General features: G+C 73.6%; 22 protein-coding genes. 8 read left to right on the forward strand and 14 right to left on the reverse strand.

From position 1 onward, the window contains the following. Position 1: 1 nt before the first annotated feature. Together OIE69_RS07595 and OIE69_RS07600 are read right to left on the reverse strand one after the other, a co-directional pair. The gene (locus OIE69_RS07595; protein WP_018562311.1) at positions 2-412 is read right to left on the reverse strand and encodes a roadblock/LC7 domain-containing protein; all 411 of its coding nucleotides are present in this window, start codon (positions 410-412) and stop codon (positions 2-4) included. Then, entirely contained in the window at positions 409-2,682 is a 2,274-nt protein-coding gene (locus tag OIE69_RS07600) for a sensor histidine kinase (RefSeq protein WP_326571171.1), read from the reverse strand. The genes OIE69_RS07595 and OIE69_RS07600 overlap by 4 nt, the downstream gene beginning before the upstream one ends. A 238-nt stretch (positions 2,683-2,920) precedes the next feature. Between OIE69_RS07600 and OIE69_RS07605 the strand changes: the two genes are divergently transcribed. Together OIE69_RS07605 and OIE69_RS07610 are read left to right on the forward strand one after the other, a co-directional pair. Further along, complete coding sequence (locus OIE69_RS07605) at positions 2,921-3,940, forward strand: alpha/beta fold hydrolase (protein ID WP_326571172.1); 1,020 nt, start codon at positions 2,921-2,923, stop codon at positions 3,938-3,940. 34 nt (positions 3,941-3,974) lie between these two features. Beyond that, positions 3,975-4,403, forward strand: a complete 429-nt coding sequence (locus tag OIE69_RS07610) for a PPOX class F420-dependent oxidoreductase (protein ID WP_326571173.1) — start codon at positions 3,975-3,977, stop codon at positions 4,401-4,403. 26 nt (positions 4,404-4,429) lie between these two features. Here OIE69_RS07610 and OIE69_RS07615 read toward each other — a convergent pair whose 3' ends face one another. From OIE69_RS07615 to OIE69_RS07645, 7 genes are all read right to left on the reverse strand, one after another. Then, the gene (locus tag OIE69_RS07615; protein ID WP_326571174.1) at positions 4,430-5,086 is read right to left on the reverse strand and encodes a hypothetical protein; all 657 of its coding nucleotides are present in this window, start codon (positions 5,084-5,086) and stop codon (positions 4,430-4,432) included. A gap of 147 nt (positions 5,087-5,233) precedes the next feature. Next, positions 5,234-5,824, reverse strand: coding sequence for a GTP-binding protein (locus tag OIE69_RS07620; protein ID WP_326571175.1), 591 nt, complete (start codon positions 5,822-5,824; stop codon positions 5,234-5,236). After that, a complete protein-coding gene (locus tag OIE69_RS07625; protein WP_326571176.1) occupies positions 5,805-6,200 on the reverse strand; it encodes a DUF742 domain-containing protein in 396 nt (131 codons plus the stop codon). The genes OIE69_RS07620 and OIE69_RS07625 overlap by 20 nt, the downstream gene beginning before the upstream one ends. A gap of 14 nt (positions 6,201-6,214) precedes the next feature. Next, positions 6,215-6,637: a roadblock/LC7 domain-containing protein gene (locus OIE69_RS07630; protein WP_018562304.1), complete on the reverse strand. Its 423-nt coding sequence runs from the start codon at positions 6,635-6,637 to the stop codon at positions 6,215-6,217. Then, a complete protein-coding gene (locus tag OIE69_RS07635) occupies positions 6,634-9,114 on the reverse strand; it encodes a sensor histidine kinase (RefSeq protein WP_326571177.1) in 2,481 nt (826 codons plus the stop codon). Before OIE69_RS07635 ends, OIE69_RS07630 begins: the two co-directional genes overlap by 4 nt. A 125-nt stretch (positions 9,115-9,239) precedes the next feature. Further along, the gene (locus OIE69_RS07640; RefSeq protein ID WP_326571178.1) at positions 9,240-10,010 is read right to left on the reverse strand and encodes an MHYT domain-containing protein; all 771 of its coding nucleotides are present in this window, start codon (positions 10,008-10,010) and stop codon (positions 9,240-9,242) included. Between the two features lie 135 nt (positions 10,011-10,145). Continuing rightward, positions 10,146-10,481, reverse strand: coding sequence for a YnfA family protein (locus tag OIE69_RS07645; protein ID WP_326571179.1), 336 nt, complete (start codon positions 10,479-10,481; stop codon positions 10,146-10,148). 64 nt (positions 10,482-10,545) lie between these two features. On the opposite strand from OIE69_RS07645, the gene OIE69_RS07650 reads away from it, so the two are divergent. Next, positions 10,546-11,145 (forward strand): class I SAM-dependent methyltransferase, encoded by a 600-nt coding sequence (locus OIE69_RS07650; RefSeq protein WP_326571180.1) that lies wholly within the window; start codon positions 10,546-10,548, stop codon positions 11,143-11,145. Here the strand turns inward: OIE69_RS07650 and OIE69_RS07655 are convergent. Continuing rightward, entirely contained in the window at positions 11,094-11,867 is a 774-nt protein-coding gene (locus tag OIE69_RS07655) for an alpha/beta fold hydrolase (protein ID WP_326571181.1), read from the reverse strand. The genes OIE69_RS07650 and OIE69_RS07655 overlap by 52 nt on opposite strands. Before the next feature lie 71 nt (positions 11,868-11,938). Between OIE69_RS07655 and OIE69_RS07660 the strand changes: the two genes are divergently transcribed. After that, positions 11,939-12,463: a PadR family transcriptional regulator gene (locus OIE69_RS07660; RefSeq protein ID WP_326571182.1), complete on the forward strand. Its 525-nt coding sequence runs from the start codon at positions 11,939-11,941 to the stop codon at positions 12,461-12,463. A 78-nt stretch (positions 12,464-12,541) separates the two neighbouring features. Beyond that, positions 12,542-12,862, forward strand: coding sequence for a hypothetical protein (locus OIE69_RS07665; protein WP_326571183.1), 321 nt, complete (start codon positions 12,542-12,544; stop codon positions 12,860-12,862). A 31-nt stretch (positions 12,863-12,893) separates the two neighbouring features. On the opposite strand, the gene OIE69_RS07670 is transcribed toward OIE69_RS07665, so the two are convergent. After that, positions 12,894-13,208 carry a hypothetical protein gene (locus OIE69_RS07670; RefSeq protein WP_392567477.1) on the reverse strand — a complete coding sequence of 105 codons (315 nt, stop codon included), beginning with the start codon at positions 13,206-13,208 and terminating at the stop codon, positions 12,894-12,896. 14 nt (positions 13,209-13,222) lie between these two features. Next, positions 13,223-13,495 (reverse strand): hypothetical protein, encoded by a 273-nt coding sequence (locus tag OIE69_RS07675; protein ID WP_326571185.1) that lies wholly within the window; start codon positions 13,493-13,495, stop codon positions 13,223-13,225. A 259-nt stretch (positions 13,496-13,754) separates the two neighbouring features. Between OIE69_RS07675 and OIE69_RS07680 the strand changes: the two genes are divergently transcribed. Then, positions 13,755-14,705, forward strand: a complete 951-nt coding sequence (locus OIE69_RS07680; RefSeq protein ID WP_326571186.1) for a hypothetical protein — start codon at positions 13,755-13,757, stop codon at positions 14,703-14,705. 21 nt (positions 14,706-14,726) lie between these two features. Here the strand turns inward: OIE69_RS07680 and OIE69_RS07685 are convergent, their stop codons facing one another. Next, positions 14,727-16,106 carry an FAD-dependent oxidoreductase gene (locus OIE69_RS07685; RefSeq protein ID WP_326571187.1) on the reverse strand — a complete coding sequence of 460 codons (1,380 nt, stop codon included), beginning with the start codon at positions 16,104-16,106 and terminating at the stop codon, positions 14,727-14,729. Positions 16,107-16,171: 65 nt separating this feature from the next. Between OIE69_RS07685 and OIE69_RS07690 the strand changes: the two genes are divergently transcribed. Beyond that, on the forward strand, positions 16,172-17,410 hold the full coding sequence (locus OIE69_RS07690) for a DUF4032 domain-containing protein (RefSeq protein WP_326571188.1): 1,239 nt from the start codon (positions 16,172-16,174) through the stop codon (positions 17,408-17,410). 22 nt (positions 17,411-17,432) lie between these two features. After that, positions 17,433-18,221 (forward strand): class I SAM-dependent methyltransferase, encoded by a 789-nt coding sequence (locus OIE69_RS07695; RefSeq protein WP_326571189.1) that lies wholly within the window; start codon positions 17,433-17,435, stop codon positions 18,219-18,221. Between the two features lie 24 nt (positions 18,222-18,245). On the opposite strand, the gene OIE69_RS07700 is transcribed toward OIE69_RS07695, so the two are convergent. Then, a complete protein-coding gene (locus OIE69_RS07700; RefSeq protein ID WP_326571190.1) occupies positions 18,246-19,004 on the reverse strand; it encodes a class I SAM-dependent methyltransferase in 759 nt (252 codons plus the stop codon). Positions 19,005-19,024: the final 20 nt, after the last annotated feature.

Here is a 19,024-nt window from a genome sequence, read left to right on the forward strand (position 1 = left end):
ATCACTCCCCCGGTGCCGCCGCGTCGTGCCGGCGCGGCGTGACACCGAGGTGTTCACCGACCCGGTGGACCATGAGGGTCATCTCGTAGGCGATCTGCCCCACGTCGGCCTGCACCCCGCTGAGCACGGACAGGCAACTGCCCTCGCCCGCGGCCGTGACGAACAGGAAGCCGTCGTCGAACTCGACCATCGTCTGCCGTACGCCGCCCGCGTCGAAGTGCCGCCCCGCGCCCTTGGCGAGACTGTGGAACCCGGACGAGACGGCGGCCAGGTGCTCGGCCGTGGCACGGTCCAGACTGGTGCTCGCCCCGGTCACCAGACCGTCGCCGGAGAGCACCAGCGCGTGCCTGACGTGCGGCACCCGCTCTGTCAGATCGTCCATCAGCCACGTGAGTCCACTGCTCACCGTCATCCCCCGATCTCCCCGGTCTCCGCTGTTCCTTGCGGTGCTGCGGCGTCCCTGCCGCGGGCCAGGCCGCGGGCGAACGCCGTGATGGTGGAACGAGCCTCTTCCGGAGATCGTTCCCTTTCGTCTTCTCCCCCACCGGGCGTCTCCGCCGGGCTCTGGTGCACGCCGTCGTCCCTCAGTTGCGCTACGAGACTGGCCTGCCGCTGCCGCTTCGGCAACCCCGTCACCGTGCGGCCTTCCTCGCGCGGCCGGCTCGGCCCCCGCGGCGGCCTCGGTGTGCGTGGCGCCGCGTCCGCGCGATCCGGCCCCGGCGGTTCGGGCACGGCTCGTGGACGGAGCACGTGCTCCCCGGTCTCGACGTCGTCGCCCGAGGCGTCCACAAGCACCGACTGCGGGATGAACACCACCGCCACGGTGCCGTCGAACCGCCCTCGGCGCAGGGTGACGCGCACTCCCTGCCGGGCGGCGAGCCGTCCGACGGTGAACAGTCCGAGGCGGTCGGTCTCGGGGAGTTCCGTGCCCGCGCCGGCCTCGCCGAGTTCGTTGTTGGCGTCGGCGAGCCGCTCGGTGCTCATGCCCAGGCCGCGGTCCTCGACCTCCAGGACGTAGCCGCCGGCGACGACCTCGCCGCGCACCTCGACCTTGGTGTCGGGCGGCGAGAAGGCCGTGGCGTTGTCGATGAGTTCCGCCATCAGGTGCAGCACGTCGGCGACCGCAGGGCCCGTCAGCGCCACCCGGGGCATGCGCCGGACGGTGACCCGCTGGTAGTGCTCGACCTCGCCGACCGCTGCGCGCGCCACCTCCGCGAGCCGGACCGGGCGGCGCCAGGCGCGGCCCGGTGCGTTCCCTGAGAGGATCAGCAGGCCCTCGGCGTGCCGGCGCATGCGGACGGCGATGTGGTCGACGCGGAAGAGGTCGTCAAGGTCCGCCGGGTCACCGGAGCGGCGCTCCATGGCGTCGAGCAGCGTCAGCTGACGGTGCAGCAGCACCTGGCTTCGGCGGGCCAGATTGGTGAAGACGGCGGAGACCCCGCGGCGCAGCTTCTCCTGGTCGACGGCCGCCTGGACGGCGGCGCGCTGGGCGTTGTTGAAGGCCCGGCCGACCTGTCCGATCTCGTCGGCGCCGAAGCGCAGGTCGGGTGCGGCGCGGGCGACGGCGTCGTCGTCGAGCTCCTCGCCCGCGCGCAGCCTGCGCAGCACCTCCGGCAGCCGCCTCCCCGACAGTTCCAGCGCCTGGTTGCGCAGCAGCGTGAGCCGGCGGGCGATGCCGCGCCCGATGAGCAGGGAGATGACGACCGACAGGACGACGAGGAAGAGTCCGGCGAGGCTGACCGCGCCGGTCCGCACGAGCACGTCCATGCCGTCGTCACGCGCCTGCTCGCCCACCTCGCCGGCGGCCGCGACGTTGATGTCGCTGAGCGCGGTGAGCGCCCGGTCGGCGTTCTGCCGCCAGCGGTCCCGGGAGACGACGAGGCCGACGTCCTTGGCGCCCGCCGAACGGGCCGCGGTCTCCATGGAGTCCAGCGTCCAGGCGACGCTGCCGCCGTCGAACTCGTCGAGGCTCTCCTTGGCGGCCTTGGTCAACTCCGGGTCGACGATGGAGTGCAGCAGCTTGCGTCCGTCGATGGTGCCGATGAACTCTCGGTACTGACTGGCCGTCATGGCCGGACCGACCTGCGCGGCGGTGAGCATGGCGTCCTCGCGGGACAGCAGTTCCCTGGCCCGTACGAGGTCGATGACGAAACCGCCCTGCCGGGCGACCTCGCCGCTCTGGAGCGCGGCGAGCGATCCGCGCAGCCGGAAGATGGGGTCGATCACAGACGAGTAGCGGTGGAGCGTCATCGACCAGCCGATGTCGCGCTGTCTGACGTCCTCGCGCAGCGGCTGCAGGTCCTTGGCGGCGGTGATCAGCTCGGTGAGCCGGCGCCGCTGGGCGAGGTCCAGTTCGGTGCCCCGCGCCTGCTCGCGCGCGTGCTCCCGGACGACCGTGAGCAGCCGGTCGGTGGTCCGCTCGGCGCTCTCCAGTTCGGCACCGCCGGTCCCACCGTCGGACGCCACATAGGCGACGGCGAGCCGCCGCTCGACCTGCAGGGCCCGTCCGAGGTCGTCCGCGGGGGTCCCGTAGTAGCGGTAGGTGTCGGCGATCCCCATGAGGGCGAAGGCCCCGCGCACCGAGGTGAAGGTGCTGTATGTCCACAGACCCGCCAGCGAGAGCAGCGGCACCAGGAGAAGTACCACGAGTTGCGTGCGGATGGTGCGGGGGCGCAGGCGCATGCGTGAGGTCCTCGGTCGACCATGGGTTCGATGGGGAGGGGCACAGTCTGACCCACGAATGCCCTCTTGGTGACACCGACTGTGACATCTCACAATCCCTTTCCTTGTGACGCCCTCGGGTGCGGCGCCGGGTGGAACGGCGTACCCTGCTCGATCCGCCCGCTCCACCCGGAGCGCGTTCACGTCGCGCTAACGGCGCGGCATTGCGGGGGAAACCCCCCTGCCGCACGCTGGACGCATGGAACGGGGACAGGTCGTGCGCCGGGTCTACGGTCCCGCCCCGGACGCGGAGGACGGTTCGCAGGGAATCCCTCTGGTCCATCGCGACATCCACGGCTACCGGCGTGCGTTCCGGCTGGGCGGCAGCGGGCCGCCGCTGCTGCTGATCCACGGCCTCGGCGACTCGTCGGCGACATGGGCGCACATCCTGCCCCGGCTGGGGCGCCGGCACACGGTCATCGCGCCCGATCTCCTGGGTCACGGTGACAGTGAGCGGCCCCGTGCCGACTACGCGGTGGCGGCCTACGCGTGCGGGATGCGCGACCTGCTGGGCGTGCTGGACGTCGACCGGGTGTCGGTCGTGGGGCACTCGCTCGGGGCGGGCGTCGCGATGCAGTTCGCCTACCAGTTCCCGGAGCGCTGCGAACGCCTGGTGATCGTGGGCGGTGGCGGCCTGGGGCCGGAGGTCCACCCGTTGCTGCGCCTGGCGGCCGGTCCGGGTTCCGAGGTGGCGCTGCCGGTCGCCACCTCACCGCCCGTACGCACGGCGCTGCGGCTGCTCGCCCCGCTGCTGCGGACCACCGGCGGGCTCGGGCTCGGCCGTCACGACTTCGACTACGTCCTCGAGCGCTACCTCATGCTGGACAGTTCCATGGCGCGTCAGGCCTTCCTGCGCACCCTCCGCGCGGGTGTCGACATGCGGGGGCAGGTCATCACGATGATGGACCGCAGTTACCTGACGGCGGGCCTGCCGACCCTGATCATGTGGGGCGAGCACGACGGGGTGATCCCGGTGCGCCACGCCTTGAGGGCTCACACCGCGATGCCGGGCAGCCGACTGGAACTGTTCGAGGACGCGGGGCACTTCCCGCACCATGACGCGCCCGGACGTTTCGTGGACGTACTGGAGGATTTCCTCGCCACCACCACGCCGCAGGAGTACGACCCGGTGCTCTGGCGCCGGCTGCTGCGGCGCGGACGGCTGGACGTACCGCTCTACCAGGAGGTCGAGCCGTCGCACCCCTCCAGCGGGTCCTGAGGCCGTCGGCCGCCGTCCGGGGCAGGATGGGGACATGGGACACAGGATGACCGAGGAAGAGTGGCGGACCTTCGTCTCCGCCGGGACGCGCACGGGCAAGCTGGCGACCACGCGGGCGGGCGGAACGCCCCACGTGGCGCCCGTCTGGTTCCTGCTGGACGGCGAAGACGTCGTGTTCAACACGGGCAAGGCCACCGTCAAGGGCCGCAACATCACGCGCGACGGCCGGGTCGCCCTGTGTGTGGACGATGACCGGCCGCCGTTCGCGTACGTGGTGCTGCAGGGTCGGGCCGAGGTGAGCGAGGAACCCGGCCCGCTGCGGGAGTGGGCCACCCGGATCGCCGCCCGCTACATGGGCGAGGACGTCGCCGAGGAGTTCGGTGCCCGCAATGGGGGGCCCGGCGAACTCCTGGTCCGGGTGCGGATCGACAAGGTGCTCGCCGAGTCCGGTGTGGCGGACTGAGCCCCGCGCCCCGCCGCCGGCCCGGGTCAGCGGATCGGCTTGCCTCCGTTGGCCTTCTTGCCGTTGGCGCCCATGGCCCACCAGGTGCCGCCCACGCCGTGGCCGTTGGTGTCACCGGGCTTGGTGTCACCGGCGAACCAGTAGACGGGCCAGCAGTTGTACGACAGTTGCTTGGTGCCGTCCGGCCGGGTGTAGGTGCTGACGAGCTTGGGGTTGAGGCCTGCGGCCTCGGCCTGCGCCTTGGTGACGGGCTTGGCGGCCGGCCACTTCTTGAGGCACTCGCCGGTGCAGTTGGACACCATCGGCCAGTCGGTGTCCTTGTCGAAGCGGTACAGGGTGCGGCCCTTGGAGTCGACGAGTATGTCGCCGAGCTTGGCGTCGTTGACGACGGACAGGATGGGCCACTTCTTGTCGGAGGCGGCGTCCGTGGTGCCGCTGTCGGAGCTGTCGTCCGTACCGCCGGCGTATCCGTCGTCGGTGCCCGAGGACGGGTCGGCCGAGGTCTCGCTGTCGTACCCGTACCCGGATCCCGGCTGCGCGGTGGCCGACTGGGCCGCGTCCTGCTGCTGGGCCGCCGGTGCCACGCTGCCGGCCTGGTCGTAGCCGTTCGACCCGCCGCAGGCGGTGGCGAGGAGGAGGGCAGCGGCCGTTCCGGCGACTGCGGCACCGATCCGCTTGTGCATCTGGACTCCTTGAGCGGTAGGGGCGTCGGGGCCCGTGCGCCCCGTCTGACCACCTGTACGCACCCGGTTCGGGAGTCTCTCAATGCACTGTGAATTCCTTTATCGGCGACGCCGTTCTGCTAGGGTGCCCCGCTCCGCCACGGAGTGTCAGCTCACCGACTCCAGAAGGCGCGCCGCGTGCATCCGCCCGGCGTGCTCGACGAGAGCGATCAGCACCTCCTTGCCCGACGCGCGGTCCCTTGCGTCGCAGAGGACGACAGGGGTGCCGTCCTGAAGGTCGAGGGCGCGCGCGATGTCCTCGGGGCGGTGCTCCTGCGTGCCGGGGAAGCGGTTGACGGCGACGGCGAACGGGATCTTCCGGTGCTCGAAGAAGTCCACGGCCGGGAAGGAGTCCTCCAGGCGGCGGGTGTCGGCGAGCACGACCGCGCCGAGCGCCCCTTGTGACAGCTCGTCCCACAGGAACCAGAACCGGTCCTGTCCGGGGGTGCCGAACAGGTAGAGCGAGAGTCCGGCCCTGATGGTGATCCGGCCGAAGTCCATCGCCACGGTGGTGGTGGACTTCCGCTCGACTCCTATGGTGTCGTCCACATGGCGCCCGGCCTCGGTCAACTGCTCCTCGGTACGCAGCGGCCGGATCTCGCTCACCGCGCCCACCATGGTGGTCTTGCCGACCCCGAATCCCCCCGCGATGAGGATCTTCAGGGCCATGACCGGCGTCTCAGAGTGCCCGGAGTCCATTGATCACCTCTCGCAGGATGCGCTCATCGGGTAGCTGCGCCGGCGGTACGGGACTGCTCACCCGTACGCTGCCGAGCGTCAGGAGGTCGCCGAGGAGGACGCGTACGACGCCCACCGGCAGGTCGGCGTCGGCCGCCAGCTCCGCGACCGACAGGGGCTCGTCCCGGCACAGGGCGAGCAGCGTGTTGTGCTCGGGTTCGAGCGCGGGATCGTCGGCGGCGCCGGGTTCGGCGAGCACCAGGGCGATCAGGTCCAGGGCGGCGACCGCCGTGCCGGGCCGGGTACGGCCGCCGGTCATGGCGTACGGGCGCACCAGGGGCCCGGCCGCGTCGTCGTACCAGTGGCCGTCCGGCCCGCGCTGGTGCCCGCCGTTCATCACCCGCGCGCCGGTCAACCGGCAGCCGGGCCGGCGGCGCCGAGGCGCGGCGGGGTGTGCAGGTGCTCGCCCACGCGCTTGACGAGGCGGGCCATCTCATAGGCGATCAGGCCGACATCGGCGCCCGCCCCGGTGAACACCGCGAGGCAGGAGCCCTCGCCCGCGGCGGCCACGAAGAGGAAGCCCTGGTCGAGTTCGACCATGGTCTGCCGCACCTGGCCGGCCGCGAAATGACGTCCGGCGCCCTTGGCGAGGCTGTGGAAGCCCGAGGCGACGGCCGCCAGGTGCTCGGCGTCCTCGCGGGTCAGCCCGCGCGAGGAGCCCACGGCCAGGCCGTCGCCCGACAGCACCACGGCGTGGCGGACGTGGGCCACCCGGTCGGTGATGTCGTCCAGCAGCCAGTCCAGTTCACCGGACCGGTTCGATGCGTCGATCATCTGTGCTCTCCTTCGCGGGGTGCCGGGTCCGTGGTGCGGGCGTGGTCCTGCTCGCCGTCCTCCGGCGTGGTGTCCGGACCGCCTTGGTGGTCCGGCCCTCCGGGGCCGGGCCGGACGCCGGAACGCTGCGGGGCGGCCCGCAGGGGGCGTGGGCCGGCCGGTGCCTCGTCGGCGGCGTCGCGGGCTCCGGCACCGCCGCCTCGGATCCAGCCGCGGCGGAATGCGGCCATCGTCGAGCGCGCCTGCTCGGCCGTCCGTTCGGGGACGTCGTGCTCCACGCCCTGCGGCCCAGGGGTGCGTTCGGGCGCGCGAGGCTCCAGGAGCTGCGGGGCGAGGCTCGCGCGGCGTACGCGGCGCGGGAGTCCTCCGTCGGCGGCGGGCGCGGCCACGGGGGCGCCGACGGCCGCGGGAGCGGGCGCCCCGTCCCGGGCCGGGGCGGGCACGGGCACGGGCGCCGCGGGCTCCGGCAGGCGGACGGGCCGGGGCGCGGGAGGGCGCGGCAGCCCGTCGCCGTCGCCGCGCGGGGAGGCCGCCACCGGGGGCAGGACCTCCGCGGGCCCCTGGCGGGGTCCGTGCGGGCCGGACGCCGCGCCCCCCGTCCCCACGCCGCGTGGGGCGCGGGCTTCGGGTGCCCTCATGTCGAGCAGGGCGGTGGGCAGCAGCACGACGGCGGTGGTGCCGCCGTACGGGGAGGTGCGCAGGGAGACCCTGACGTCGTGCCGCCGGGCGAGCCGGCTGACGACGAACAGGCCGAGCCGGTCGCTGTCGAACAGGTCGAGCGCCTGGGTCCGGGCGATGCGCCGGTTGGCCTCGTCCATGGCCTCCTTGCCCATGCCGAGCCCGCGGTCCTCGATCTCCAGGGCATAGCCGTTGCCGACCTGTTCGCCGTAGACGCGCACCTTGGTGTGCGGCGGGGAGAACTGGGTGGCGTTCTCGACGAGTTCGGCGATCAGATGGGTGAGGTCGGCGACCGCGGAGCCGACGACCGCCGCAAGGGGGAGCCGGCGGACCTCGACGCGGGCGTAGTCCTCGACCTCCGCGACGGCGGCGCGCACCACATTGGTGAGGGGCACGGGTTTGCTCCAGGCGCGGCCGGGAGCGGCGCCGGAGAGGATGATCAGGCCCTCGGCGTGCCGCCGCATCCTGGTGGTGAGGTGGTCGAGCCTGAACAGGTCCTCCAGCTCGCCCGGGTCCTCGGTGCGCCGTTCCATGCTGTCGAGCAGCGCCAGCTGACGGTGCACGAGGACCTGACTGCGGCGCGCGAGGTTGACGAAGACGCCGGAGACCCCGTTGACCAGTTCGGCGCGCTCCGCGGCGGCGCGCAGCGCGGCGCGCTGCACCGTGGCCAGTGCCTCGGCGACCTGGCCGATCTCGTCGGCACCGTGCCTGCCGAGGGGGGCCTCCTTCCCGAGGTCGATCTCCTCCCCGGCGCGGAGCCGCCGCATGGCGCGCGGCAGTTTGCGGCGGGCGAGTTCGAGGGCGGTGTTGCGCAGGCCGATCAGTTCGACGACGAGGCCGCGGCCGATCCGTACGGAGATGAAGAGGGACGCGACGACACCGAGGAGGCCGAGCAGGACGGCGATGCCCGAGGTGCTCGACAGGCCCTGTGCGATGGACCGGTCGGCGGGCGCGGCGGCCGTGGCGACCCTCTCCAGGCCGGACAGCACCTGCCCGGCGGCCCGGTCCCAGGAGGCGGGGTCCGCGCGGTCCGCGGCGGCCTTGCCCGGCCCGGCGTCGAGGACGGCGTCCTCCACCGCCTCGAGGTCCGCGTACGCGGTGGAGTGGGTCAGCCGCTCCCAGGCGGTGCGGCCGGCGCCGCCGAGGTCGGCCGTACACCCCGCGAGCAGCACGCGGCGGGCGGTGACGGCACCGCTCAGGTCGCGGTAGCGGTCCGTGGGGAGCCCACGGGTGAGGGCGGCCGCGGCGAGCAGGGCGTCCTCGCGGGACAGCTGTTCTGCGGCACGGCCGATCTCCAGGGCGGTGCGCTCGCCGCGGGATGTGGCAAGGGCGCCGCCGATCGCGAAGCCGTCGGTCACGGCGTCGGTGTAGGCGCGGTACGTCTGACGCCAGTCCGCCGCTCCCCGGGTGACGCCGGGACGCAGCCGGCGCAGGCGCTCCAGGTCGCCGACGAAGGTGCGCACCCGCACGGCCGCGGTGCCCGGCAGGCCGGTGCCGTCGGCGACGGTGTGGCCGCCGCCCAGTTGCAGCAGGGCGGCCGCGCGGTCGGTGGCCGTGGCGCGCCTGCTCAGTTCGGCGGCGGCCTCGGTGGTGGGCCGCGCCAGGTAGCGGGTGGCGGCGCGGCGTTCGGCCTGCAGGGCGGTCACGGTGCCCGCGACCGGCTCGCGGATCGTTTCTGCAATGCGCTGGGCACGCAGCCGCCCGGAAAGGTCCTGGGCCGTGGTGACGGCGGCGAAGGCCCACAGCGCCATCAGGGAGACGACGGGCACCATGAGAAGGGACACGATCTTCGCGCGCACGCTCCTCGGACGCAGGCTCAGCCGGCCCTGGGTGGTCCCGCCGTCCCGTCCGCCGTCCGTCGCGTGAGAGGACGTTTCCTCGTCCGCGGGGAGTCCGGCATGCGCTCTGCGGCCCCGTGGCGGCGTCACAGGGCCCCCTCACCGACGCGCTGGGCGGTGGCGGAGGCGAGGCGTTCCCTCGCTGTCGGGGAGAGCGCGACGAAGGCGGAGGTGAGGAAGAGGTAGGAACCCAGCCCGACGATCAGGGGGAAGAGGAACGCGGTCGCGCCGGAACCGGACAGCACGTCCGCCGAGGGCCGGACCCGGACCTGCACGGCGAGCATCCCGGTGTAATGCATGCTGCTGACCGCCGCGCCCATCACCAGGGAGGCGCCGGCGACGACCACGGGCCGGTGGATGGTGAGCGCGGCCCACAGGGCGGCGGTCGCGGCGGCCCAGGCTATGACGACGGAAAGGGCCACGAGCCACGGTTCGTAGGACACCGCGCCGTGCAGCCGTACGGCGGCCATGCCCAGGTAGTGCATGCTGGCCACGCCGACACCCGTGGTGAGGCCGCCGACCACGAGGGCCCGGAAGCGGCCGTCGCCGTAGCCGACGGCGAAGACGCCGAGGCCGACGACCACCATGGCGACGGCGAGGCTGAGGACGGTCAGGGGGACGCTGTAGCGGATCTCGGTGCCGGTGACGCGGAAGCCGAGCATGGCGACGAAGTGCATCGTCCAGATGCCGGTGCCGAAGGCGCTCGCGGCGGTGATCAGCCAGTTGCGCCGGGAGCGGCCGGTCGCGGCCAGGGCCCGTACGGTACAGCGCAGTCCGAGCGCCGCGCCGACGCACGCCATGGCGTACGAGAGCAGCGGGGTCAGCCAGCCGAAGGCGGCATGGTCGATGTGTCCCATGGCCCCGGGACGCTAGTGCGAGGGTGCTCGCATGCTCGGGCCATGACGGAACCCTGCCTTATTTGACAACGTGCCTTACGGATACGGTTCCCCGCCGATCGCGTGCAGCACGAACCTGCACAAAGGAGGCGGGTTTCAGCCACTGCGCGGCGCGTACATGATGATCCCCACGCCCACCAGGCAGACCAGGGCACCCGCCACGTCGTAGCGGTCGGGCCGGAAGCCGTCCGCCACCATCCCCCACGCGAGCGAGCCCGCGATGAACACCCCGCCGTAGGCGGCCAGGATGCGGCCGAACTCGGCGTCCGGCTGCAGGGTGGCGACGCACCCGTACAGGCCCAGGGCGATGACCCCGGCACCGATCCACACCCATCCCCGGTGCTCGCGCAGCCCCTGCCAGACCAGCCAGGCGCCGCCGATCTCCAGCAGCGCGGCGAGCAGGAACAAGCACACGGAGCGGAACGGGATCATGCGACCATGATGCCCCGCGTCCCGTGCCCCCCGGGGGCGTGCCCCGAACCGGAGGTGGACCGTCGTGCACACCGATCCCGCGCAGATCCGCGCGTTCTTCGCCGCCCGCGCCGCCGACTGGGAGACCCGCTACCCCGACGACGCCCCCGCCTACCGGGCCGGTGTGGCCGAACTGGGCCTGAGGGAGGGCCAGGCGGTCCTCGACGCGGGGTGCGGCACCGGCCGGGCACTGCCCTTCCTGCGCGCGGCCGTGGGGGCGTCCGGGACGGTCGTCGGCGCCGACCTGACGCCTGAGATGCTCGCCGCCGCGACAGGCGCTGGACGCCGGGAACATGGCGCCCTGCTGCTGGCCGACTGTGCCCGGCTGCCGCTGCGCGACGCGACCCTGGACGCCGTCTTCGCCGCGGGACTGATCGGGCATCTGCCGGACCCCCGGGCCTGTCTGCGTGAGCTGGCCCGGGTCACCCGGCCCGGCGGCCGGCTGGCCCTCTTCCACCCGATCGGCCGGGCGGCGCTGGCCGCCCGGCAGGGCCGTGAGCTCACCCCGGACGACTTGCGTGCCGAGCCCAACCTGGGGCCCTTGCTGGAGTCCTCGGGATGGACCATGACTTCCTACACCGACACCGACGAGCGGTTCCTCGCAATGGCGTCGACGAAGGCGTAAGCGTTGTCGAACATGATGTTGTGACCGGCGCCGGGGACCGTCACGACGGACACCCCGGCCGCCTCGAGCTCCGCCCGGCCGGTCAGGTCACCGCTCGACTCACCCTGCAGAAAGGTGCGCGGGACGGGCGACGAGAGCAGCAGCTCGCGCATGACCGGATCGCTCCCCCGCGCCAGTGACGAGGCGGTGCGGTGCAGGGCGACCGGGTCTGCCAGGCGCATCGTGGCGGCCCACTGCGGGCCGACGCGCTCCAGGACGCGGGCGAAGCCCCCGCCGTGGACGAACTCCTCGTCCGTGAAGGCCGCGATGCCGCTGCTGCCGGCCGTCACACGTGGACGCGCGTCGAGGTTCGCCTCAGCCAGCACCAGGCGCGCCACCAGGTCGGGCCGGCGCGCGGCGAGGACGATCGCCACGGCGCCTCCCATGCTGTGGCCGACCACCTCGGCCGGACCCGTCCCGGCGGCGTCGAGTGCCGCGGCGAGGGCGTCCGCGTGCTCCTCCAGCGTGTAGCCGAAGGCGGCGGGCCGGTCACTGATGCCGTGGCCCGGCAGATCGACGAGGAGTGAACGCCGCCCGGCGAGGACCGGATCCGCCGCTATGTGGGCGAAGTAGACGGAGGAGGCCGCGCCCAGCCCGTGCACGTAGACGAGAGCGGGGCCGGTCCCGGGCGTCCCGGTCCAGCGGATGCACGCGCCGTCATCGGTGAATCGTGTCTGCTGCATGGAGGAGACTATACATCGGTGCCGATGTATTATGTCAACGAGGTACAGCGTCGCTGCGGCACAATGGCACCATGCTGGAGCTCGCGATCCTCGGATTCCTCTACGACGCCGCCCTGCACGGCTACGAGCTGCGCAAGCGCATCGCCGCACTCACCGGGCACGTCAAACCGGTGGCCGAGAGCACGCTCTACCCGGCCATCAAGCGGCTGGAGAAGGCCGGTCTCTTGGGCCGAGAGACCCAGCCGGGCGCCGTCGCCGCGCCGCGCCACGTGCTGACGCTGACCGCCGAGGGCCGCGCCGAGCTGCGCAGGCGGCTCGCGGAGCCGGACGCCGCGGACATCTCCGACGAGAACCGCTGGTTCACGCTCCTCGCCTTCCTGCGCCATCTCGACAACCCCGCCCTGCAGAGCGCGGTGCTGCGCCGCCGGCTCGCCTTCCTGGAGGAGCCCACGAGCTTCTTCCACGACGGCGACCGCCCGCTGCGGGCGGAGGAGTTGGACGATCCGTTCCGGCGGGGCGTGCTGACGATCGCACGGGCCACCACACGGGCGGAGCTCGGCTGGCTGCGCACCACCCTGGACGCCCTGGAGTCCTGAGTCCGGCCGTGGGTCCGTCCGGGGCGACGCGGGCGGTAGCCTGCGGACGTCCGACCGAGGAGAAGTGCGAGGCCGCCTGTGACCCGAGAGCTCTACAACGTCCGGCTGGTGCCCCGCGACGGGGACCCGACCCCGTTGACGGACGAGGAGGAACAGCGCGCGCGGGCCACTCTCTTCAACGACCTCGGCCGCGCCGTCTCCGACCGCGGCTGGGTGCGCTTCCCCGCGTACTCGCCCGAGGAGCGGCGGCGGCTGGTCGACGTCGCCGGCAGGCTGAGCGCCTACTGGGGCGTCGAGGTCGGCGTGGCGGCCGAGGACCCCTGCTCCATGAGGCTCTTCCTCCCCGGGTACGGTCCGCGGGAGGCCGCGGTCACCCCCGCACGGGAAGGCCGCGTGTGAGGGCGCGGACCCGATAGGGCGGCGGGACGCCTCACCCTTCGGGGAGCCCGAGCAGCGACCGGGCGACCGCCCGCGGCGGTACGCCACGCTCCTGGGCGAGCACCACGACGGCACGCCGGGCGAGTTCGCTGACCCCGAACATCAGCGCCTCCGGGGTGACGCGTGCCGAGGCGGCCTCGAGGGCCTGCTCGTCCCCCTCCACGGAGGCCGCGACATGGGCGGCGGCCGCCTCGAAGAGGTTGCGCTCCCGGGATGCCCGGCGTGCGGGCTCCGCACCGGGCGGCGGGGGCTTCACGGACCTCCCCGGCGGCCGCGCCGCGGTGAACCTCCGGAGCCAGGTGGCCATCCGCATCACCCCTCTCACCCAGGGGCGTTCCCGCCCGCGGGCAGCCGGAACCCCGGGAGGCCCGGGTCGCCGCTTTCGGCGCTGAGCACGAGGGGGGCGCCGGGGACGCCGGGCTCCCAACCGACGGCGAGCGCGTGCTCGACGATCAGGCGGACGTCGCGCGGCGTCGGGTGGGCGGTGCCGGTGGCGCAGTGTCCCCACGGACCGGGCTCCGAGGCCGACACCAGATCGGCGACGAGGGCGCGGCCGCCGGGAGCCGCCCCGTCCGTGACGCGGACGAAGACCACACGGCGGCAGGTGCCGTCGGACTGCTCGGCGTGCCCGATGCGGGCGGTCCACAGGAACTCGCGCCCGTCGAAGCGGAGGCGACGGCGCCGTTTCTTCGTCTCCGGCTGCCTTGGGGGGCACGGGAGTTGACCATGACGTCAGCGTAGGGCCGGGAGATCCGGCCGCCGAAAGGTTTTCCACAGGGCGCGCCCCGCTCTCGACGCGGGTGTTACCCGGTGGTTAGGGTGCGCCCACCACTCGGAAATCACTGGAGGGGGGATGCCCGTGTCCGCGACGGACGACGACGCGCTGTTCGTGCTCACGGCGGCGATGCTGACGCCCGCGCAGTTCCCGAGCGTCCTGGCCGACGACTATCCGGCGGCGTGCGCGGAGCTCGGGCTGGATCCGGTGGACGACGGCTACGGCCTCGTCTTCGGCCAGGACGGGACGGGCGCCCGGTGGACGGTGGCGATCAGCGACACGGCGCTGGTGGCCTGTGCCCTCGCCGCGTGGGACTGCGGGCTGGAGTACGACCTGTCCCCCGACGAGCGCTCGGTCGTCGCCGCGCTGCCCGGATGGCCGCTGCCGGTCGCGGTGGCGGCGCCCGGTGTCCCCGATCCGCACGATCCGCCGGAGACGGAGGGCGGCCCGCCGCTCTCGCCGCCCGACACCGCGACGTGGGGGCCGGCGCAGCGGCGCCTGGGGGCCGACGAGATAGCCCTCCGGTGGCGGATCTGGCGGGAACAGCTGGTGGCCGGGGACGAGTCGGAGGCCTCGGACGAAGCCGGCGGCTCCGGCAGCGTGGACCCGCCCCCGGCAACCGGCGCGCCGGACGAGGCGGCGCAGGAGTCCACCGCCCCGGAGTCCACCGCCCTGGAGTCCGCTGACCAGGAGACCGCCGGGAAGAAGTCCGCGGAGCAACGCGAGGAGCCGTCCCGGGAGGAGCCCGGCGCGAACGGCATCCACCCCGGGGTGAGGCGCGCGCTGGAGGCCGCCCAGGAGTACCTGCGTACGCCCCCGCCGCCCGGCCGCATACGCTCGACCGCCGCCGGCGAGGGCGTACGCACCCTGCGCGTGGACGGCGAGGACTGGAGCCTGGTGGCCCGCACCGACGACATCGCCTTTGTGCTGCTCGACGAGGAGCCCGGCGAGGTGCTGCCGGTCGGCCGGGGGCCGGAGCTCCCCGGCCTGCTGGAGGCCCTGGAGAAGCTGGCCGTACGGCCCGCCTGAGCAGCGCGCACCGCGTACGGTTCAGACGCCGGGGCCGTCCGCACGGACCTTGCCGTCGACCTTGCGCGCGGCGACCAGGACCGGGTCCCACACCGGCGAGAACGGCGGGGCGTAGCCCAGGTCGAGCGCGGTCATCTGCTCGACGGTCATGCCCGCGGTGAGTGCCACGGCGCCGATGTCCACACGCTTGCCCGCACCCTCGCGGCCGACGATCTGCAGCCCGAGCAGTCGTCCGGTCTGCCGCTCGGCGATGGCCTTGACCGTCATCGGGGCGGCGCCGGGGTAGTAGCCGGCCCTGCTGGTGGACTCGATGACCGCGGTGACGTACTGCAGCCCGGCGGCCCGCGCCTGGGACTCCTTCAGCCCCGTGCGGGCGATCTCCAGGTCGCAGACCTTGCTGACGGCCGTGCCCACCACGCCCGGGAAGGTGGCGTAACCGCCGCCGATGTTGGTGCCGATGACCCGGCCCTGCTTGTTCGCGTGGGTGCCCAGCGGGATGTGCTGCATGCCGCCGGAGACCAGGTTGAGGACCTCCACGCAGTCCCCGCCCGCCCAGATCGCCTCCTCGCCGCGCACGCGCATGGCGCGGTCGGTCAGCAGCCCGCCGTGCGCGCCGATCGGCAGCCCCGCGTCGCGGGCGAGTCCGGTGTTGGGCGCGACGCCGAGACCGAGCACCACGACGTCCGCGGGGTACTCGCCCCCGTCGGTGGCCACGGCGCGGACCCGGCCGTCCGCCCCGGTGAGCACCTCGCGCACCGGCGCTCCGGTCACGACGGTGATGCCGAGGCACTCCATGGCCTCCCGCACGAGCCGCCCCATGTCCGGGTCGAGGGTCGCCATCGGCTGCTCGGAGCGTTCCACCAGGGTGACCCTCAGCCCGTGCCGCAGCAGGGCCTCGGCCATCTCCACGCCGATGTAGCCGCCGCCGACCACGACGGCGTCCCGCAGGGGCCTTCTGTCGAGGGCCTCGATGATGTCCTCGCCGTCGTCGAGGATCTGCACGCCGTACACGCCGTCCGCGTCGATCCCGGGGATCGGGGGCCGCTTGGGCACGGCGCCGGTGGCGATGACGAGCTGGTCGTACCCCGTCCACTCCTCCGCCCCGAGGACGTCCCGGGTGCGCACCCGCCCGCGGTCCCGGTCGATCTCGACGACCTCGGTGCCGAGCCGCACGTCGATGTCGCGCGCACGGTGCTTCTCGGGGGTGCGCGCGATCAGCTTGTCGGGGCCGGTGGCGTCCCCGGCGATCCAGTACGGGATCCCGCAGGCCGAGTACGAGGTGCGGCGCCCGCGTTCGAAGGCGACGACCTCCAGTTCGTCGGGCCCCTTCCTCCTGCGCGCCTGCGACGCCGCCGACATCCCCGCGGCGTCCCCACCGATGACCACCAGCCGTTCCCTCATGTCCCGCAGCGTATGCGCCGCCCCGGTGTCCCGCGCGATCACCCCGTTGCCGCAGACTGGGCGCCATGGACCTGCAGATCACCGCGACCTCCCCGGACCATCCGGCGACCCTCCTCGACCTGCCGTGGAACGTGCCGCTGGAGGAGTGGCCCGAGGAGCACCTGGTGTCCCTGCCCCGCGGCATCTCGCGGCACGTCGTCCGCTTCGCCCTGGCCGGCGACGAGGTCGTGGCGGTCAAGGAGGTCGGCGAGTGGGCGGCCGTCCGCGAGTACGGGCTGCTGCGCGACCTGGACCGCATGGGCATACCCGCGGTCGACGCCCTCGCCGTCGTCACCGGCCGCACCGACGACCGCGGCGAGCCGCTGGAGCCGGTGCTGATCACCCGCCACCTGGGCGGCTCGCAGCCGTACCGCTCGATGTTCGAGACGACGATGCGACCGGGCACGGTCAACCGGCTCCTGGACGCGCTCGCCGTGCTGCTGGTCCGGCTGCACCTGGCGGGCTTCGCCTGGGGCGACTGCTCGCTGTCGAACACCCTCTTCCGGCGGGACGCGGGCGCCTACGCCGCCTACCTGGTGGACGCCGAGACCGGGCAGATCCAGCCGGCCCTCTCGCGCGGCCAGCGGGAGTACGACATCGAGGTGGCCCGGGTGAACATCGCGGGCGAGCTGATGGACCTGGAGGCGGGCGGCTCGCTGCACCCGTCGGTGGACCCGGTCACCTTCGGGCAGGCCATCGCGGACCGCTACGAGGAGCTGTGGCACGAGCTCACCCGCGAGTCGGTGTACCCGGTGGCCAAGCGGCACTACATCGACCGGCGCATCCGGCGGCTGAACGACCTCGGCTTCGACGTCGCGGAGATGCAGATCCAGAAGTCGCCCGACGGCGACGACGTCACCTTCCTGCCCAAGGTCGTGGACGCCGGGCACCACCAGCGCCAACTGCTCCGCCTCACCGGCCTGGACGCCGAGGAGAACCAGGCCCGCAGCCTCCTCAACGACCTCGAGACGTGGATGGCCTCCCAGGAGGACTACGCCCCCGGCGACCCGCTGGGCGCCCGTCCCGAGGTGCTGGCCCACCGGTGGGTGCGCGACGTCTTCCGGCCGACGGTCCGCGCCGTGCCGCGTGAGCTGCGCGGCTCGCTGGACACCGCGCAGATCTACCACGAGCTGCTGGAGCACCGCTGGCTGATGTCGGAGCGGGCGCAGGGTGACGTGGGCCTGGACGCGGCGGTCGAGGACTACATCCACCATGTGCTCCTCGCGTCGCCGCAGGGGCCCGCCGTTCCCCTGCCGCCGGACTAGGACGAGGCCGTAGTCTCGACGGGTGACCGACCGGAGTTCGCTGAGGGGCGTCTTCGACGAGGACGCCGAGCTGTACGACCGGGTCCGCCCGGGGTATCCCGGCGTGCTCTTCGACGACCTGGCCGCGGTGGCGGGCCTCGGTCCCGGCGCGCGTGTGCTGGAGATCGGCTGCGGGACGGGGCAGGCCACCGTGCCGCTCGCGGAGCGCGGCTTCCGGGTCACGGCGGTCGAGCTGGGCCCGTCGATGGCGGCGGTCGCCCGGCGCAGGCTGGCCGGGTTCCCCGGGGTCGAAGTGGTCGTCTGCGCCTTCGAGGACTGGCCGCTCCCGGACGAGCCGTTCGACGCCGTCGTCTCGGCCACCGCCTTCCACTGGGTCGACCCCGCCGTGGCGGTCGTCAAGTCCGCCGACGCGCTGCGTCCCGGCGGGGTGCTGGCCGTCGTGGGCACCCACCACGTGGACGGCGGCTCGCGGGCCTTCTTCGCGGACGTGCAGGAGTGCTACGAGCGCTTCGACCCGGCGACGCCGCCCGGCCTGCGGCCGCGTGCTGCGGCCCTCGTCCCCGCCGACAGCGGGGAGACGGACCGCTCCGGGCGCTTCGGGCCGGCCGTCTTCCACCGCTACGAGCGCGAACTGCCGTACACCACCACCGAGTACCTCGACCTGCTGCTCAGCTACTCCAACCACCGCGCCCTTCCCGCCGCGCGGCGGGAAGGGCTGCTGGCCTGCATCCGGGCGCTGGCCGACGGCCGATACGGCGGCCGCGTCGTCAAGCGGTACCTGACGGAACTGCGGATCACCCGGCGTCTTTGACCGGCCGGGCCGGGACGACGCGGGTCAGGCCCGAGTGCCCCCGGGACCGCGTGTCGCGGAGATCGTGAGGCGTACGTAGTCCACGACGGGCTCCGGCAGGCGCCCGGCGACGGCGCGGACGAAGGCCTCGTGCTCCTCGGCGGGGAGGCGTTCCAGCTGCCCGCCGAGGACGACGACGGCCAGGTAGGAGAGCAGTTGCGGGCCCGGTTCGAGGCGGGCGGGGTCGGGCAGGAGGGCGACCTCGACGTCGGTGAAGCCGGCGTCCCGCAGTCTCCGTTCGGTCTCCGGGACGCCCGCGAAGTTCCAGACGGCGGGCTGCGGGCCGAGGACCTCGTCCACGGCGGCCGAGACGCCGGCGATGTTGCCGCGCCCGCCGCATTCGGCGACGAGGCGTCCGCCGGGGCGCAGGACGCGTGCGACGCCGCGGAAGAGCGCGGCGTGGTCGGGGATCCAGTGGAGAGTGGCGACGCTGGTGACGGCGTCCACCGTGCCCGTCACGGGGAGCGGGCCGGTGATGTCGGCGTGCACGACCTCGACGCGGTCCAGGCGGCCGGCGAGGCGCCCACGGAGCCGCTCCAGCATGCGCAGCGAGCCGTCGACGGCGACGACCCGGCCGTGCGGGAGCAGGCCGAGCAGCGCCTCCGTGTCGCGTCCGGTGCCGCAGCCCAGGTCGAGCACACGCTCGTCACCGCGCGGCGCGAGGCGGTCCAGGGTCCTGCGGCCCCACTGCACGTGGGGCAGCGGCAGGCTGTCGTACGTGGTGGCGTCCCATTCCCGCGTCATGACCGCCACGCTAGCCACGG

Origin of the sequence: Actinacidiphila glaucinigra (genome assembly GCF_035918135.1) — a bacterium.
Taxonomy (GTDB): domain Bacteria; phylum Actinomycetota; class Actinomycetes; order Streptomycetales; family Streptomycetaceae; genus Actinacidiphila; species Actinacidiphila glaucinigra.